Origin of the sequence: Mycobacterium sp. VKM Ac-1816D, assembly GCF_000416385.1 — a bacterium.
Lineage (GTDB): Bacteria > Actinomycetota > Actinomycetes > Mycobacteriales > Mycobacteriaceae > Mycobacterium > Mycobacterium neoaurum_A.
Genome location: NZ_AOHQ01000136.1, coordinates 172,384 through 188,871 on the forward strand (window position 1 = coordinate 172,384; position 16,488 = coordinate 188,871).

A 16,488-nucleotide genomic window follows, 5' to 3' on the forward strand; every position below is an offset into this window, starting at 1 on the left:
CGTCCATTATCCAGAGTCGGCCGACACCACGGATGTCACGCGGTGGATCGCGAACTCCCGGACCCGTCCGGCGGCGGGGTCGAACGCCGTCAACTGGCCGCCGCGGATGTTGATCGGGGCCACCACCCGCTGGGTGGCCACCCCGGCCGGGTCGACGTAACCCATCACCACCGTGGTCTGCTCGACCGCCGCCTGTTGCAACAGTGCGATCAGCACCGCCGGATCCAGCCGCTCGTTGGACCGCGGCGAGGCGGCCACGCTGCGCATCACCGCGACGATCGCGCCGAGGGTCTGGTTCGTCGGCGCCGTCAGCGGCCGGAAGACCCGACGTCGGCTCAGGGTGGGCACCCGGGCCCCGCGGGCGCGGATGTCGACGACCGCCCCGGAAGCGTCCTCGGCGGCCGGGACGAACCCGCCTGCGCGCAGTGCGGCCAGCACGTCGCCGATCTGGGCCTGCGACACCGCGACGGTGGGCGCCAGGATGCGCAGCTCCAGCGGTTCGGCCGCCGGGGTCGCCACGGCCTGGGCCAACAGCGCGGGGTCCTCGCAGCGCACGAACGACGCCGCCATCCCGACCCGCAGCTGGCCGTGCCGTCGTGCCACATCGTCGACGAGGTACGTCAGACCTTGCGGGACAGGAGTTTTCGAGTGCTTCTCGAAAAACGCGTGCAACCCGCCCGCGGTGCGACCGGCATCGAGCGCGCGGCGGATGGATGCCTCGCTGATGCGATAGACCATCGCCGCACCCGCCGACTCGACGGTCGCGACGACGTCGAGCTGTTCGGCGAGCTCGCGCAGCAGCGGGCCGGGCACCACCACGGTCAGGTCGGCCTGCAGCAGGAAATGATCCAGCGGCGCGGGCAGCACCTTGTCCATCGCGGCGATGGTGGCATCCGCGGCGTCCTCGGACTGCTGGGCCAGCATGGCCCGCGCCGGCGTCGCGATGGCGCCGCGGCCCACCAATCCGACGGCATGGGCCTCGCGCAGCAGATCGGTCACCGGGCCCAGCTGCAGACGAGCCGCCCATCGCGGGCGCTGCCAGATCATCGCCAGTGCCGCCGACTCCGCATCGACCCCGGCCCCGGCGGGCAATCCGGCCAGCACCGTCAACAGCAGGCGGCGATCCAGGGGGGCCGCCGTCGAATACAGGGCATCGGACAACACGCCGTAGGGCTTGCCATCGGGACCCCGCTGACCGACCAGGCTGGGCCGGGCCGGCAGATTCAACCAGGTCCATGCGATCAGCTGCCAGCGCGCTGCCGTGGACATCTCGATGAAGCGGTCCGCACCGACGGTCGGTGCCCAGTACGGCGAGTTGCCCGCCGCGGGCTCCGGGTCGGGGGTTCCCGGTGCGAGCAGGCCTGCCGCCGCGGACAACTCCAGGATCAGTGCCAGGCGCTGTTCGTCGATGCCGGTGAGCTTGGTCAATTTCTTGACATCGCGGACACCGAGGCCGCCGCTGCGCAGCTCCGAGGCCGGAGCATCGGACAGTGTCTGGATCACCAGGTCAATCTCGCGCAGCAGGTCGATGGCGGCGCCGGCGGCCACCGAATCCACCTCGGCCTGGGTGGTGGTGTGTACCGCGGGATCGGGTGTGCGCAGACCGGTCGGCCCAGGCAAGTCACCGCGCAACACCTGGCCCACCACCCTGGGCAGGATCACGGTGTCGTCGGTATCGCTGGGGATGCGGTGCAGCAGACCCTCGGCGAGCAGTCGCTGGGCGGGCCGGTCGGCAGGCGCCCCGGGGATGGCATCCCGGGTGCGCCCGACCGGGGAACCCTCGACCAGTCTGGTCAGCAGCTCCCTGCTGGGTTCGTCGAGCGCGTCGATCAGTCGGCGGATCTCGTCGGCGGTCGGAGTGGGCCCGTCGGGCACGGCCTGCCCCGGGTACCAGGGCACACCCGCGCTCACCTCGGCGACCACGCGCAGGCCCTCGTCACCCCACACCAGCGCGCGGTCCTGCAGATCCTGGAGGGCTTCGTCCACGTCCGCGCGGTCGGCGCGCGCGCCGATGAAATCGGCCACCGCGTCCCGAGGCACCGCGGCGGCGTCGGCGTGCAACACCAACAGCGTGTCCAGGACGGCCAGGTGCAGGAAGGTCAGTGTGTCCGTGGCAGCCTTCACCGACTGGCGGGCCTGCGCCCGCGCGGCCAACGCCGCGATCGTGCTCGGCGGCGGCGCGGTGAGGTCGGGCCGCAGCTCGAGCAGCCGTACCAGGCGCTCATCGGGCAGGTCTGCCAGCCAGACGCCCAGCGGCACGCTCTTGATTCCCCGGGTCATTGCTGACCAGCGTAAAGCAGCGTCCCGGTCTCGCCACCGCGCGTAGTACCTGCCACAATGTCGGGTGTGGCAGACAAGAAGAACCAATACGTAGACAACGGCTGGCCCGAGGTTGCCGAGGGTGACCACGCGGTCAGCGAGCTCGTCAGCGACCGCACCGGATCGTTGTCCCCGTTCGGCGACGTGACCTTCCCGCTGCCGGCCGAGGAGCTGCCGTACGTGCACCCGGTCACCGTCGTCAACAAGTAGCGGTGAGCGGCCTTTCGCACCTCGACGAGGCCGGCGCGGCCCACATGGTCGACGTGACGGCCAAGTCCGCCACCAAGCGCACCGCTGTCGCTCGGGGCAGCGTGCACACCCGGGCCGATGTCATCGAATTGATCGCCACGGGCGGGCTGCCCAAGGGTGATGCGCTACCCACCGCGCGGGTCGCCGGGATCATGGCGGCCAAACGCACCAGCGATCTCATCCCGCTCTGTCATCAATTGGCTCTGACCGGTGTCGATGTCGAATTCGGCATCGGCGCAACGGAAGTGACCATCACCGCGACCGTCCGCACCACCGACCGCACCGGCGTGGAGATGGAGGCGCTGACGGCGGTCAGCATCGCGGCGCTCACCGTCTACGACATGATCAAGGCCGTCGATCCTGCCGCCCGCATCGACGACGTCCACGTGCTGCGCAAAGAGGGCGGCAAAACGGGCACCTGGACCCCATGAGGACCGCGCGGGTCATCATCGCTTCCACCCGGGCCGCCGCCGGCATCTATGAAGACCGGACCGGCCCGATCATCGCGGACTGGCTCGGTGAGCGTGGGTTCGACGTCCCCGCGCCGATCGTGGTGGCCGACGGTGACGACGTCGAGACCGCACTGCGCCGGGCCGTTGCCGAACGGGTGTCGGTCATCATCACTTCGGGCGGTACCGGCATCTCGCCGACGGACCGCACCGCCGATATCACCGCCGCCGTCGTGGATTATCAGATTCCCGGGCTTGCCGATGCGATTCGCCGCTCGGGACTGCCTGCGGTGCCGACATCGGTGCTGTCCCGCGGCGTCTGCGGGGTCAGCGGGTCGACGCTTGTCGTCAATCTGCCCGGATCGTCGGGCGGGGTGAAGGACGGTCTCGGCGTCCTTGCCGATGTGCTGGAGCACGCACTCGATCAACTGGCCGGGGGTGACCATGGGCGCTGACGTCCTGCGGGTCGGACTGTCCGAGGAACCGATCTCGCTGACCGAGCACGAGGACCTGGTGGCGCATGCCGCAGCGGGCGCGGTGGTCGGGTTCGCCGGGGTCGTCCGTGACCACGACGGCGGACGCCCGGTCACGCGGCTGGAGTACTCGGCGCACCCGTCGGCCCTGGAGACCCTCGCCGAGGTCGTGCACGAGGTCGCGGCGGGAGCAGCGGGCGTGCGTGCCGTGGCCGTGAGTCACCGCATCGGCAATCTGAGCATCGGCGATGCCGCGCTGGTGGTCGCGGTGGCCGCCGATCATCGCGGCGCGGCATTCGCGACGTGCGCGCGGATGGTCGACATCGTCAAGGAGCGGTTGCCGGTCTGGAAGCACCAGCACTTCGGCGACGGCACCGATGAATGGGTCAATTCGGCCTAGTATCGGCGCGACACCCAGAACCGAAGAAGCCCGCATCCTTTCGGATGCGGGCTTCTCGACGTGCTGTGTCAGGGCAGCGGCGCGGGCGGGACCGGCGTGAGGACCGGTGCGCCTGGGGCCGGCGGCGGCAGCGGTGCGCCGGGCGCGGGCGGAGCCATCGGCACCTGCGGTCCGGGGGCCTCGCCGGCCAGCGAGCGCTGCGTGGTGATCGCGAGCAGGGCGTCGCGGCCGGTGATCTGCTGCTGCTGCACCGCGTTCCAGATCTGGCGCAGGTAGCTGACGTTGGGGCCCTCGTTGGGAAGCGCAGTCGGATTGAGGGTGGTTCCCGGCGGCAGGTTCTCCGGGCTGACCAGGTGCGGCACACCCTCGGCCGGGACGGCTTGGTCAGCGGAGACGGGCTGGGCGGCCGGATCCGAGGCGGGCGGCGCGACGGGCGCCCCGGGCACCGGTGCCGGGGCAGGCGCGGGTGCCGGGATCACTGGAGCGGGCTCCATCGGCAGCGGGGCCTCCAGCGACCACAGCTGCGGTTGGTGGGGCGCGGACTCCGCGGTGTCCCAGTTCGCGGCGTTGACGGCCGGGGCCGGCGGCAGCGGCGCGTCCAGCGGCAGGGCGTCGATGGGGGCGCCGGGCAGCGGCACGGCGGGGTCCACCGGAGCCTGCGGGGCAGGAGCGGAGAGTGCGACGGCGTCCACGGGCGCCGGGGCCGGTGCGGGAGGCAGCGGGGCCGGGGCCGGGGGCAGGGGTGCAGGGGCGGCCAGCGGGACGGCGTCGATCGGGGCCGGGGGCAGCGGAGCGGGCGGGGGCGGCAGCGGGGCCGGCGGCAGGGGAGCGGCAAGCGCATCGACCGGGGCCGGGGGCAGGGGAGCCGGCGGAAGGGGAGCAGGCGGCGGGGGCGGCAGCTGCGGATTCACCAGCGGGTTGTCCAGCGGAGCAGGCTCGGGCAGCACGTTGCGCGGCGTCGGGCCCGACAGACCACGACCGCAGGTGGGCCAGGCGCCCTTGCCCTGGCTGGCGAGCACCCGTTCGGCGACGGCGATCTGCTCTTCCTTGGTGGCCAGATAGGCGGCCGGGGCGAACTCGCCACCGCCGTGTCCGGCCCACGTGCTCGGCGAGAACTGCAAGCCACCGTGGTAGCCGTTGCCGGTGTTGATCGCCCAGTTACCGCTGGACTCGCAGTTCGCGACGGTGTCCCACTCGGCATCGGTGGCGGCGCCGGCGTGCCCGGCGAGTGCGATGCTGCCGCCGCCGATGACTGCACCCGTGAAGGCGATCTTCGCGACGCTTATTGACGATGACGTGGGCTTACGGTGCCGTCCACTCATGTAGGTAAAAGGTCCTCTCATCAGCGCCCACGAGGTCAGCTGTCGGGTTCGGGCTGGAGAGGTTGCCCGGCTCTGTCGTCGTGACCAGAGCTTCACCCCAAGGAACCTTGCGGTCCCTGGTCTGCTTGTTCGGCGGACCGGTGGGTCCCCCGCCTCCATCCAATTTGTTGGTGTGTCCCTTGGCTGATGGATGGAGCTCGGCGCAATCAGTCAAGGCGGGCCAACCGATTTGGGTCGAAAGGCTTGGCAAGACGTTAGCCCGTGAACCTTGGAGCGTCATCTCCGTCGGCTCTCGGCGTTTCCCGTGCTTAAGAACTATGAGAGGACATTAAAGGCGCAGGGAGCTCGGGCGTTTCTGCAGGTGTTTTCCGGGCGCAAACCGCAGGTGTACCCCAGGTGGCCGGTTCGCTATGTGACGCAAATCACGGCTATCCGCCGGCGAATGGGGGTAACACGTCGAGCGTCTCGGACGTTGAGAGCGGAACGTTTTTATCGCGTACCGCCACTCCGTCGACCAGGTACGAGCAGCGTGCGAGCACTTTCGCCAACTCGGGCCCGCGCCCGGCCAGTTCGTCGACGACGGCAAGCACGGTGGTCCCGCCCGGAACCCGCAACGTTTCGGTCTCGGTTCCTGCCGCCGCCCGTGCGGCCGCGAAGTACCGGACCTCTATCTCTATCTCGCTCACAGCTAGCCGCCGATCGCGCTCATCGGTCGTGCGGGCTGGACGAAGTTGGGGTCGTTGATGCCGTGTCCGGCCGCCTTCGCCCACATCGCCGACCGCCAGGCCGCCTCGATGTCGTCGTCGTCCGCGCCGTCGCGTAGCAGCCGGCGCAGGTCGGTCTCCGTCGTCGCGAACAGGCAGTTGCGGATCTGGCCGTCGGCGGTCAGCCGGGTCCGGTCACACGCCCCGCAGAACGACTCCGAGACCGAGGCGATGACGCCGACGGTCCCGGTGCCGCCGTCCACCCGCCACAACTGGGCCGGTGCCGAGCCCCGCGGGCTGGGGTCGGGCCGTAGGTCGAAGTGTCGGCGCAGGGTGTCCAGGACCGTCTGACCGTCGATGGTCTTGGCGCGCGACCATTCATGGCCGGCGTCCAGTGGCATCTGCTCGATCACCCGGAGTTGGTAGCCGTGGTCCAGGCAGAAGCGCAGCAGCGGCACCACGTCGTCGAGGCCGGTGCGCGGATCCAGGACCGCGTTGACCTTGACCGGTCCCAGGCCGGCCTCGGCGGCGGCTGCCAGGCCTGCCAACACATCATCGAGCCGGTCGCGACGGGTGATCTGGGCGAAATGTTCGGCGTTGACCGTGTCCAGTGAGACGTTCACCCGGTTCAGGCCCGCGTCCTTGAGTGCCTTGGCGCGCCGCTTGAGACCGAGGCCGTTGGTGGTCACGGCGATCTCGGGGCGGGGATGTAATGCCGCCGCAGCGGCGATGGTGGCTTCGAGGTCCCGGGACACCAGTGGCTCGCCGCCGGTGAACCGGATGCTGGTGATGCCGAGCCGCGTCACGGCGATACGCAGCAGTCTGGCCAGTTCGTCGGCGCGCAGCAGCTGGTTGTCCGGCAACCAGTCCAGGCCCTCGGCGGGCATGCAGTAGGTGCAGCGCAGATTGCAGCGGTCGGTCAACGAGACGCGCAGATCGGTGGCGACGCGGCCGAAGGTGTCGACCAACGGGCCGCGGGTGGGCATGCCCGGAGTGTTCGGCCGCGTCGGCATGGGCAGCCCGAGATTGGTCACCGTCACCGCGCGACTCCGGCGAACGGTTCGTCGGTCGGCACGATCTCCTTGCCCAGCGGCATCAGCGAGACCGGGATCAGCTTGAGTGTCGCGATGGCCAGCGGGATGCCGATGATGGTGATGGCGAAGGCGATTGCGGAGAGCACATGACCGATCGCCAGCCAGATCCCGGCGACGATCAACCAGATGACGTTGCCGATCGCTGCGCCGGGCCGCACCCCGGGCTTGTCGACGACCTTGTAGCCGAACGGCCACAGGGCGTAGACGCCGATGCGGAAGGCGGCAAACCCGAACGGGATGGTGACGATCAAGATGAAGCAGATGATCCCGGCGAGGAAGTAGCCAAGTGCCAGCCAGAGCCCACCGAAGATCAACCAGATGACGTTCAGGATCAGGCGCATGGTCTCCTCCGGGCTGTCCGCCCAGCCTACTTGTTAGGATCAAAGCCATTGCGTCCTGCGCAGGCGGGACGCATTAATTATGTGATCTACCGAGTGAACGGGTGACAGCAGTGCCGACCGGCAAGGTGAAGTGGTACGACTCCGAGAAGGGCTTCGGCTTTCTCTCCCAGGAGGAGGGCGAGGACGTCTACGTGCGCTCCTCGGCGCTGCCCTCGGGTGTCGAGGGACTCAAGGCCGGCCAGAAGGTCGAGTTCGGCATTGCCGCCGGCCGCCGCGGCCCGCAGGCGCTGCAGGTCAAGCTGATCGATCCGCCGCCGAGCCTGTCGCGGACGCGCCGTGAGACGGCCACCGTCGAGCGCAAGCACACCCCCGATGAGCTGCACGGCATGATCGGTGACCTGATCACGCTGCTGGAGAGCACGATCCAGCCCGAGTTGCGCAACGGCAAGTACCCCGACCGCAAGGTCGCCCGGCGGGTGTCCGAGGTCGTCAAGGCAGTGGCGCGCGAGCTCGACGCCTAGATCGTCCGCGCCGAGACTGCGGGTTTTGGCGCGAAATTGGGAACACTGGTGCCATGAGCTATGTGAACCCCGAGGGTGAGTTCAGCCGCGACACCAAGTACATCGACACCCGCATCACCGCCGACGGTGCCGACGGTTATCCCGTCGAGCCCGGCCGCTACCGGTTGGTGGTGGCACGGGCGTGCCCATGGGCCAATCGCGCGATCATCGTGCGCCGGCTGCTGGGCCTGGAGGACGTGTTGTCCATCGGATTCTGCGGACCCACCCACGACGAGCGCAGCTGGACCTTCGACCTCGATCCCGACGGGGTCGATCCGGTGTTGGGCATCCACTATCTGCGCGATGCCTATGACAAGCGCATCCCGGACTACCCCAAGGGCGTCACGGTGCCCGCCATCGTCGACGTGCCCACCGGCCAGGTGGTCACCAACGACTTCGCCCAGATCACCTTGGACTTCTCCACCGAGTGTACGCAGTATCACCGCGAGGGCGCCCCGCAGCTCTATCCCGAACCGCTGCGCGATGAGATCGACGAGGTGGCCCAGCGCATCTACACCGAGGTCAACAACGGGGTCTACCGCTGCGGATTCGCCGGATCCCAGAACGCCTACGACGCCGCCTACGACCGGCTGTTCACCGCGCTGGATTGGCTGACCGAAAGGCTCTCCGCGCAAAGGTATCTGGTCGGCGACACCATCACCGAGGCCGATGTGCGGCTGTTCACCACCCTGGCGCGGTTCGATCCCGTCTACCACGGACACTTCAAGTGCAACCGGTCGAAGCTCTCCGAGATGCCGGTGCTGTGGGCCTATGCGCGTGATCTGTTCCAGACCCCGGGCTTCGGCGACACGACCGACTTCGTGCAGATCAAACAGCACTACTACATCGTGCACACCGACATCAACCCCACCCAGGTCGTCCCGAAGGGGCCGGAGCTGGCCGGCTGGCTGACACCGCACGGCCGGGAATCCCTGGGCGGCAGGCCATTCGGCGACGGCACGCCGCCTGGGCCCACGCGTGAGGGCGAGCGGGTACCGGCCGGGCACACCGCCGGTCAGTGACCGGGGTAATCCGACACCGACTCCGGGTACTGCGCGGAGGGCTCCCAGACGGTGCGCACCGACCATTCGGCGTGCGGTAGCGGGAACTCGTTGCCGAACTCGTCACGTACCAGTGTCGGCAGCTGTACCACCACTCCGGTCAGCCTGCCGTACCGCGCGTCGATCGGCGGGATCGTCACCGCCGTCCTGGTATTCGGGCGGAACTCCTGCACGATCGCGGCATCGGCACCCTCGTACGTGCGTGCCAGCCACCAGGGCGCCCTGGCAATCGCAGGCTCGACGGAAAGCTGCAGCGCGCTACGCGAGGTGAGGGTGAGCTCGCCCGTCGTCTCCGGGTTCTCGCAATCATCGAGATTTTCCACACTGCAGTAGAAGTACGGTCCGATGCGGACGGTCTCCCCGTGTGAGTAGGCGCTGATCTGCGGGAACGGGCTGTGCGGCTGCTTGCGCAGCTGCATCACCAACGCGACGGTGCCCGCGGTGGCCAGCAGTGCGACGATGGCGAGGGCTGCCAGGCCGCGCTTCATCGATGGCTCCGGACGGTGGGATCGGGGGAGTTCAGGATGCCGCCTTCGGTTTCGGCCAGGACGGGACGGTTGCCGCCAAATCCCGGGATGAGTGATGCGCCGTTGTAACTGACCAATGTCTGTGCCAGCCCCAGAATCAGTATCGCGGTGACGGTCGTGAAGCCCGCCCACAGTTCGGTGTAGATGAGAACGCCGGTCGCCCCGCCGAGCACCCAGGCCAGCTGCAACACCGATTCGGAGCGGCCGAATGCCGAGGCCCGCGATTCCTCGGGCAGGTCGTCCTGCAGCGATGCGTCCAGCGATGCCTTCGCGATGGCGCTGGAGCCGGAGGTGATCAGCGTTGCCGCGGCGGCGACCAGCAGGTTGCCGGTGACCGCGGCCGCCAACGCCGCCGCCGTCACGACGATGGCCGCGCGGACCACCAGCAGGGCAGGCCTACCGAGCTTGAGCCGCGCGGCGGTGAAGTTTCCGGCGAAGTTGCCGATGGCCGCGGCGGCGCCGATGAGGCCGAGGATGCGCAGCTGTTCCCAACCGCCGGCGCCGTGCGCCTTGGCCACGAAGGCCGGATACAGGAACAGGAAACCGACCATCACCTTGATCGTGCAGTTTCCCCAGAGGCTGGTGATGATGTTGCGGCCCAGTGGTTGCCGGGCGGCGCTGCGATCCGGGCGCCTGCGCAGCTGGTCGGTGCCACCGTGATAGCTCAGTGTGGCGGGCACCTCACCGGTGGTGACCTCCACCCACTTCGGGATGCGCATGGCCAGGATGGCGCCGCCGACGGTCGCGGCGACGAGCACATACAGCGCGCCGGGCAGTTCGAGCATGTTGAACAGATACTCCGAGCCCGCAGCGATACCGCCGCCGATCATCGTCCCGAAGATGAGCCCGAATGTCGTCAGCCTGGAGTTCACCCGCACCAGGTCGATCGACGGCGGCAGCACGCGCGGTGTCACCGCACTGCGCAACACACTGAAAGACTTGGACAAGACCATCATTCCGAGCGCGCACGGGTACAGCACCCAGGACGGGAAGCTGCCCGTCGCGCCGTCGTAGTTGGCGATCAGCACCACGACCAGCACGGTGCGGGCGGCGAACGAGCACGCCAGCGCCACCCGGCGGCCGTGCTGAAGTCGGTCGAGGGCCGGGCCGATCAGGGGTGCGATCACCGCGAACGGCGCGATGGTGATCAACAGATACAGCGCGACCTTGCTCTTGCTCTCCCCGGAGGCCGCCGCGAAGAACAGGGTGTTGGCCAGCGCCACCGCCATCGCCGCGTCCACCGCGAAGTTGGCGACCACCGGCCATGTCAGCGCCGTCAGACCGGATTTGTCGGCGCCGTCGGCGGTGGCGGCGCGGTGCACCAGGCCGTACATCCGTGATCCCATCTCACGGCTGCGCTGGGCGGCGGCGCGGGTGACCGTGATGCGCTCGCCGCCGGTGGCGCTGCTGCGCGGCGGCGGTGGATCGTTACGTCGGTGGTTGGTGGTCTGGTCGTCGAGGGGTGGCAGCCAACGGTTGGCGCTGGGCGTCTGCTGCCTGCGTTGCCGGGGGAGGTCGGCGTCGCTGGGATAGTTGGCCATGCCCGGGTGCTCGTCGGCCGACGGCGGCCGCGGCGGGTGGTAGCGGGGATCCCGGGAAGACACGTGCTCGATTGTCCCTCAAGACCTGCGCACCCGCGTGCAGGCCACCGGTGTGGCTCCGACGGGTCGGGTCAGGCAATATGGACGCCGATGGACAGCATGACCGAAGCCGAGAACTCCGCCCCGGACACCGAGGTGTCGCCCGAGCGAGCGCCAGCCCTGGAAGCCTTGCTGATGGGCGCCGTCGGGCCTGCGCGCGAAGCGATCGAGGAGGTCAGCGGACCCGACTCGATCGGTGAGTACCTCGGCGCGGTGTTCGACGACCAGTCGGCGGCAACCCATCGCTTCCTGGCCGTGCAACCGGGCTATCAGGGTTGGCAGTGGGCCGTGGTGGTCGCCGCCTACCCCGGCGCCGATCATGTGACCATCAGCGAGGTCGTGTTGGTGCCGGGCCCGACGGCCCTGCTGGCGCCGCAGTGGGTGCCCTGGGACGAACGCGTCCAGCCCGGCGATCTGAGTCCCGGCGACCTGTTGGCCACCCCGCCCGATGATCCCCGGTTGGTCCCCGGCTATCTGTCCAGCGGCGACCCCGAACTCGACGAGCTGGCCGGCGAGATCGGCTTGGGCCGGCGCCGTGTGCTGAGCCTGGAGGGCCGCCTCGACGCGGCAGAACGTTGGCACGAAGGCGAATTCGGCCCGTCATCGGCGATGGCGCGGGCCACCAAGCGGGTGTGCCGCGAATGTGGTTTCTACGTGCAGTTGTCCGGGTCGTTGGGCACCCTGTTCGGGGTCTGCTGCAACGAGTTGTCCGCCGACGGCCGCGTGGTCGAGAGCACGTACGGCTGCGGCGCGCATTCGGACACTCCGGTTCCCGCCGGGTCCGGCTCGCCGCTGTACGTGCCGTTCGACGACGGCGTCCTCGACCTGACCTGAGCCGGGCCGCTCAGCCGCGTTCGGCGGCGTCCTTGATGCGAGCGAGCGTCTGATTCATGCCGTCGACCAACTCCTCTTCGAAGCTGGGCACACCGCCCATCATGGCGTTGACCAGCACCGTCGACACCTTCTTGACGCCGTTGGGTGCGCGGCGGCTCTCGATGACCCTGGTGCCGCCGTCGATGGGCTCCAACTCGTAGCTCCACTCGGTCCCGTTCAGGTCCACCCGGAATGCCAGCCTGCGCTCGGGCTCGATCGCGGTGATGGTGCTCGTCGTCGGCCATGCCTGCAGGCCTCGCCGGTTGACGTTCACCGTCTTGGCGCCGACCCGCATCCCGCCGAGCAACTTCATCTTGCGCGTCTGCGGGCTCCATTCGGGCATCCGGCTCAGATCCGATATCAGTGCCCACACCTTTGCCGGCGGGGCATCGATATCGATCTGGGCTTGCAGCAGTGGGGCTCCCATGTGTGTGCTCCTTGTCAGGTGAGGCCCTGTTGCGCGCCGCGGTCCCCACGACGGGCCGAGCGCCGTTGCAACAGGAAGATCGACGTACCCAGAATGCCGACGCCGACTCCGGCCACCGTGATCGGCCGCCAGTCGTGCAGGGCAGGGACGGTGAAGGCGAGCACCACCGCGACGAGCCAGGCGATCGCGATCACCACGACCACCGGGACCGGGTCGAGCAACCGCGCCGGGAGGGCGGGCGGCTGCGGTGCGGTGTCCTCGGGCATCGGTTGACAACCTAGCCGATGCCCGCTGGGTATTGTTCGGACCTGTGACAGACGACGTCGACGCCCGGCTGCCGAGCGATCTGTCGTTGGCCGTGATCCGGTTGGCGCGCCAACTGCGGTTCCGCCGGCCGGACTCTCCGGTGTCGTTGTCGCAGCTCTCCGCCTTGGCGACGCTGGTCAAGGAGGGGCCGATCACCCCGGGTGCGCTGGCCGCTCGCGAGCGGGTCCGGCCGCCGTCGATGACCAGGGTGATCGCGTCCCTTGTCGATCTCGGGTTCGTGGACCGCATCGCACATCCGGACGACCGGCGCCAGGTGCTGGTGTCGGTGTCACCGGCCGGCATGGAGCTGATCGAGGCCGAACGCCGGGCCAGTCGGGAATGGCTGCAGCAGCGGCTCGACGAGCTGACCGCCGACGAGCGCGCCACGCTGTTGGCCGCCGCCGACCTGATGCTCGCCATCGTCGACGAGGGTGCCTGAGCTGGCCGACGTCATCGATATCGCGGACCCGGCCGACCCTCGCCTTGACGATTTCCGCGATCTGAACAGTGTGGACCGCCGCCCGGACCTGCCCAGCGGCAAGGGCCTCGTGATCGCCGAAGGTGTGCTGGTGGTGCAACGCATGATCGCCTCTCGGTTCCGGCCGAGGGCGATGCTGGGCACCGACCGGCGCCTCGGTGAACTGGCAACCGACCTGGACGGTGTGGACGTGCCGTTCTACCGCGCCGGCGCCGAGGTGATGGCCGAGGTCATCGGCTTTCACCTCAACCGCGGTGTGCTGGCCGCCGCGCCAAGACCTACCGAACTGACCGTCGAGCAGGTGCTCGACGGTGCCCGCACCGTCGCGGTCCTGGAGGGTGTCAACGACCACGAGAACCTCGGCTCGATCTTCCGCAATGCCGCCGGCCTGGGGGTGGACGCGGTGATCTTCGGCACCGGGTGCGCCGACCCGCTGTACCGGCGCGCGGTGCGGGTGTCGATGGGGCACGCCCTACTGGTGCCCTATGCATGGGCGCCGGCCTGGCCCGCGGAACTCGACACGCTGCGCGACAACGGGTTCCGGGTTCTGGCGATGACGCCCAACCCGGCCGCCCCGACCCTCGCCTCGGCGATGGCGGAACTCGGCGACGTGAAGATCGCGATGATGGTCGGGGCCGAGGGGCCGGGGCTGAAGGAACACACCATGCGGGCCGCCGATGTCAGGGTGCGTATCCCGATGTCACGGGGCACCGACTCGCTCAACGTGGCCACCGCTGCGGCGCTGGCCTTTTACGAGCGGGCTAGATTGCAGTGATGAGCGAGCCAACACCCTGGGGTACCGGGCTGACCGTGGCGGCGTTCGTCGCCGGTGTGGTCGGCACGGCCATCGTGGTGCTCGGTCTGGGCCTGCTGCGCATCCACCCGTTGTTGGCTCTGGGCCTCAACCTGGTGGCCGTCGGCGGGCTGGCCCCGACCGTCTGGGGATGGCGCCGGATTCCGGTGCGGCGCTGGTTCGTTCTCGGTTCGGCGGTCGGGGTGTCCGTCGGATGGCTTGTGCTGTTGGCGATGGCCCTGTCCCAGTAGCGAACCCGTCAGGCCAACATCTGCAGCGCGGGTGGCAGCGGCCCCAGGTGCAGCACCCCCAGCCGCTGGGTGGCCCTGGTGAGCGCCACGTAGAGTTCGGCCGCACCGCGTGGACCGTCGGCCAGAATCCGCTCGGGTGCCACCACCAGAACGGCATCGAATTCCAGACCCTTGGTATGCGCGGCGGTCACCGCGCCGGGCATGCCGGGCGGGCCGATCACCACGCTGGTGCCCTCCCGCGTCGCCTCGTCTTCCGTGAAAGCCGCTATCGCCGAGGCAATTTCGTCCTCGGACACCTGCTTGGCCCACGGTTGAACGCCGCACGAGCGCACCGACTCGGGGGGTTGCACGGTCGGTGCGAACTCGGCGAGCACCGCGGCGGCGACGGCCATGATCTCGGCCGGCGTGCGGTAGTTGACCGTCAGCGGCCGGTACACCCAGCGGTCCGCCGCATAGGGCTTGAGCATATCGGCCCACGAGGTGGCTCCCGCCGCGCTGCGGCGCTGCGCCAGGTCGCCGACGATCGTGAACGACCGACTCGGGCAGCGGCGCATCAGCACCCGCCAGTCCATCTCGGAAAGCTCTTGCGCCTCATCGACGACGACGTGCCGGTAGGTCCACTCGCGGTCGGCTGCGGCCCGTTCGGCGAGATCGCGGGTGTCGCGTTCGGTGAACCGGTCGGCCAGTTCCTCGGCGTCGATAAGGTCCGCTGCGATCAGGTGGTCCTCGTCGTCCATCAGATCCTCGCGGGCCACCATCAGGTCCAGCACACCGGCGGCGTAGGCCTGCTCCTCCTGGCGTTCCCGTTCGGCGGCTTTGTCGACCTTGATACCGCCCAGCAGGTCGACCAGTTCGTCGAGCAGCGGCACATCGGAGACCGTCCACGCCGCACCGTCGGCGCGGTGGAGCGCCTGATCGGCACCGGCGGCGGTGAGCCGCTCCGGGGACTCGTAGAGGCCGGACAGCAGTGCCTGCGGGGTCAACTCGGGCCACAGCTGGTTCAACGCCCTGGCCAGCCCCTCGTGGTCGTCGAGTTCGTCGAGCAACTCGGAGCGCAGATGCTCCCAGGCCTGCTTGTCCTCGCGGCTCAGCCAGCCCTTGCCGATCCGCGCGATCGCCCGCTCGGTGAGCACCCAGGTGATGACGTCGACGAAGGTGGTGCGGGCATCGTTGTGCGGGAGCCCCGTCTCGCGTGCCTCCTGGATCGCCCATTCGGCGGTCTCGGCGTTGATGGCCACCGTGACATCGGCCAGCTTGATCTCCAGCGGCTCCTCCGGGGTGCGTTGCCGGTCTGCGATCGCGGCTTTCAGGATGTCCAACATTCCCAGCGAGCCCTTGATGCGGGCGGCCTCGGGACTGTCCTCGGCGGTGGTGCGTATCCCGGGGAACAGCTCGCCGGTGGTCAGGAACACCACGTTGGTCTCGCCGAGGGAGGGCAGCACCCGACCGACATGGTTGAGGAACGCCGGGCTCGGGCCGATGACCAGGACGCCGTGGCGCTCCATCCGTTCCCGTTGGGTGTAGAGCAGGTAGGCGACGCGATGCAGCGCGACGACGGTCTTGCCGGTGCCCGGCCCGCCCTCGATGACCAGGACGCCGGCATGATCCAGCCGGATGATCTCGTCCTGCTCGGCCTGGATGGTGGCGACGATATCGCTCATGCCCTCGGTGCGCGGTGCGTTGACCGCGGCCAGCAGCGCGGCATCGCTGGACGCTTCCAGTGCGCCGTCGTCCCCGGGCCTGCCCAGCACTTCGTCGGTGAAGTCGAGCACGTCGCGTCCCCTGGTGTGGAACTGGCGACGTCGTCGCATGCCTTCGGGGTTGGCGGCGGTCGCCACGTAGAAGGCGCGGGCCGCGGGCGCGCGCCAGTCCAGCAGCAGCGGTTCGTAGTCGTTCTGGTTGTCGAACAATCCGATACGGCCGATATAGGACCGCTCACCTTCGACGCTCTCCAGTTGGCCGAAGCACAGCCCGCTGTCGGCCACGTCGAGGCGGCTGACCTCACCGGCCAGCGCACGCACGTCGGCGTCACGCTGCACCAGCGTCGCACCGTCCTGCTTGTCGATATCGCCCCGCAGCGCGGCGCGGTAGCGCTCGTCGGCGCGTGCGCGCTCGTTGTCCAGGCGTGTGTAGAGAGCGGCGACGTACTCGCGCTCGGCGAGCAGTTCCGCTTCGTACTCGTGGGAAGTCATGTGCCCCTTGTTGATTCGAATAGTCTCTG

The 16,488-nt window shown here is 69.3% G+C and carries 19 protein-coding genes, 1 pseudogene and 1 riboswitch; of the genes and pseudogenes, 10 read left to right on the plus strand and 10 right to left on the minus strand.

What is annotated here, in order from left to right:
- Nucleotides 1-6 precede the first annotated feature (6 nt).
- Nucleotides 7-2,280, minus strand: coding sequence for a helicase-associated domain-containing protein (locus tag G154_RS14640; RefSeq protein ID WP_019511176.1), 2,274 nt, complete (start codon nt 2,278-2,280; stop codon nt 7-9).
- A 57-nt stretch (nt 2,281-2,337) separates the two neighbouring features.
- Here G154_RS14640 and G154_RS14645 point away from each other — a divergent pair, with 57 nt between their 5' ends.
- From G154_RS14645 to G154_RS14660, 4 genes are read left to right on the plus strand one after another with little or no spacing between them, the layout of a single operon-like run.
- Nucleotides 2,338-2,529, plus strand: a complete 192-nt coding sequence (locus tag G154_RS14645; RefSeq protein ID WP_019511177.1) for a hypothetical protein — start codon at nt 2,338-2,340, stop codon at nt 2,527-2,529.
- Nucleotides 2,530-2,531: 2 nt separating this feature from the next.
- The gene (moaC, locus tag G154_RS14650; protein ID WP_019511178.1) at nt 2,532-2,999 is read left to right on the plus strand and encodes a cyclic pyranopterin monophosphate synthase MoaC; all 468 of its coding nucleotides are present in this window, start codon (nt 2,532-2,534) and stop codon (nt 2,997-2,999) included.
- The gene (locus tag G154_RS14655) at nt 2,996-3,472 is read left to right on the plus strand and encodes a molybdenum cofactor biosynthesis protein B (protein WP_019511179.1); all 477 of its coding nucleotides are present in this window, start codon (nt 2,996-2,998) and stop codon (nt 3,470-3,472) included. Before moaC ends, G154_RS14655 begins: the two co-directional genes overlap by 4 nt.
- Entirely contained in the window at nt 3,462-3,890 is a 429-nt protein-coding gene (locus G154_RS14660) for a molybdenum cofactor biosynthesis protein MoaE (protein ID WP_019511180.1), read from the plus strand. The genes G154_RS14655 and G154_RS14660 overlap by 11 nt, the downstream gene beginning before the upstream one ends.
- Nucleotides 3,891-3,958: 68 nt before the next feature.
- Here the strand turns inward: G154_RS14660 and G154_RS14665 are convergent, their stop codons facing one another.
- From G154_RS14665 to G154_RS14680, 4 genes are all read right to left on the minus strand, one after another.
- The gene (locus G154_RS14665) at nt 3,959-5,212 is read right to left on the minus strand and encodes a transglycosylase family protein (protein ID WP_023986265.1); all 1,254 of its coding nucleotides are present in this window, start codon (nt 5,210-5,212) and stop codon (nt 3,959-3,961) included.
- 9 nt (nt 5,213-5,221) lie between these two features.
- Nucleotides 5,222-5,425, minus strand: a riboswitch (cyclic di-AMP (ydaO/yuaA leader).
- Nucleotides 5,426-5,640: 215 nt separating this feature from the next.
- Entirely contained in the window at nt 5,641-5,898 is a 258-nt protein-coding gene (locus tag G154_RS14670; RefSeq protein ID WP_019510257.1) for a MoaD/ThiS family protein, read from the minus strand.
- A 2-nt stretch (nt 5,899-5,900) separates the two neighbouring features.
- On the minus strand, nt 5,901-6,956 hold the full coding sequence (gene moaA, locus G154_RS14675) for a GTP 3',8-cyclase MoaA (RefSeq protein ID WP_019510258.1): 1,056 nt from the start codon (nt 6,954-6,956) through the stop codon (nt 5,901-5,903).
- Nucleotides 6,953-7,351, minus strand: a complete 399-nt coding sequence (locus G154_RS14680; RefSeq protein WP_019510259.1) for a YccF domain-containing protein — start codon at nt 7,349-7,351, stop codon at nt 6,953-6,955. Before G154_RS14680 ends, moaA begins: the two co-directional genes overlap by 4 nt.
- Nucleotides 7,352-7,461: 110 nt before the next feature.
- Between G154_RS14680 and G154_RS14685 the strand changes: the two genes are divergently transcribed.
- Nucleotides 7,462-7,872: a cold-shock protein gene (locus tag G154_RS14685; RefSeq protein ID WP_019510260.1), complete on the plus strand. Its 411-nt coding sequence runs from the start codon at nt 7,462-7,464 to the stop codon at nt 7,870-7,872.
- A 53-nt stretch (nt 7,873-7,925) separates the two neighbouring features.
- Nucleotides 7,926-8,933 carry a glutathione S-transferase family protein gene (locus G154_RS14690; RefSeq protein ID WP_019510261.1) on the plus strand — a complete coding sequence of 336 codons (1,008 nt, stop codon included), beginning with the start codon at nt 7,926-7,928 and terminating at the stop codon, nt 8,931-8,933.
- Here G154_RS14690 and G154_RS14695 read toward each other — a convergent pair.
- Together G154_RS14695 and G154_RS14700 are read right to left on the minus strand one after the other, a co-directional pair.
- Nucleotides 8,927-9,460, minus strand: a complete 534-nt coding sequence (locus tag G154_RS14695) for a DUF2771 domain-containing protein (RefSeq protein ID WP_019510262.1) — start codon at nt 9,458-9,460, stop codon at nt 8,927-8,929. The two genes, G154_RS14690 and G154_RS14695, sit on opposite strands and share 7 nt — an antisense overlap.
- Nucleotides 9,457-11,040 (minus strand): MFS transporter, encoded by a 1,584-nt coding sequence (locus tag G154_RS14700; RefSeq protein ID WP_019510263.1) that lies wholly within the window; start codon nt 11,038-11,040, stop codon nt 9,457-9,459. The genes G154_RS14695 and G154_RS14700 overlap by 4 nt, the downstream gene beginning before the upstream one ends.
- Nucleotides 11,041-11,199: 159 nt before the next feature.
- Between G154_RS14700 and G154_RS14705 the strand changes: the two genes are divergently transcribed.
- Complete coding sequence (locus G154_RS14705) at nt 11,200-11,973, plus strand: DUF3027 domain-containing protein (protein WP_234713048.1); 774 nt, start codon at nt 11,200-11,202, stop codon at nt 11,971-11,973.
- 10 nt (nt 11,974-11,983) lie between these two features.
- Here the strand turns inward: G154_RS14705 and G154_RS14710 are convergent, their stop codons facing one another.
- Both G154_RS14710 and G154_RS14715 read right to left on the minus strand, forming a co-directional pair.
- A complete protein-coding gene (locus G154_RS14710; protein WP_019510265.1) occupies nt 11,984-12,439 on the minus strand; it encodes an SRPBCC family protein in 456 nt (151 codons plus the stop codon).
- A gap of 14 nt (nt 12,440-12,453) precedes the next feature.
- Nucleotides 12,454-12,705, minus strand: coding sequence for a DUF2530 domain-containing protein (locus tag G154_RS14715; protein WP_019510266.1), 252 nt, complete (start codon nt 12,703-12,705; stop codon nt 12,454-12,456).
- A gap of 44 nt (nt 12,706-12,749) precedes the next feature.
- Here G154_RS14715 and G154_RS14720 point away from each other — a divergent pair, with 44 nt between their 5' ends.
- From G154_RS14720 to G154_RS14730, 3 genes are read left to right on the plus strand one after another with little or no spacing between them, the layout of a single operon-like run.
- Nucleotides 12,750-13,184 (plus strand): MarR family transcriptional regulator, encoded by a 435-nt coding sequence (locus G154_RS14720; protein WP_019510267.1) that lies wholly within the window; start codon nt 12,750-12,752, stop codon nt 13,182-13,184.
- Between the two features lies 1 nt (nt 13,185).
- Nucleotides 13,186-13,998, plus strand: a complete 813-nt coding sequence (locus G154_RS14725) for an RNA methyltransferase (protein WP_031601689.1) — start codon at nt 13,186-13,188, stop codon at nt 13,996-13,998.
- The gene (locus G154_RS14730; protein ID WP_019510269.1) at nt 13,998-14,267 is read left to right on the plus strand and encodes a DUF2537 domain-containing protein; all 270 of its coding nucleotides are present in this window, start codon (nt 13,998-14,000) and stop codon (nt 14,265-14,267) included. The genes G154_RS14725 and G154_RS14730 overlap by 1 nt, the downstream gene beginning before the upstream one ends.
- Here G154_RS14730 and helR read toward each other — a convergent pair.
- Nucleotides 14,268-16,474: pseudogene (helR, locus tag G154_RS14735) on the minus strand (RNA polymerase recycling motor ATPase HelR); the annotation flags it as partial.
- Nucleotides 16,475-16,488 lie beyond the last annotated feature (14 nt).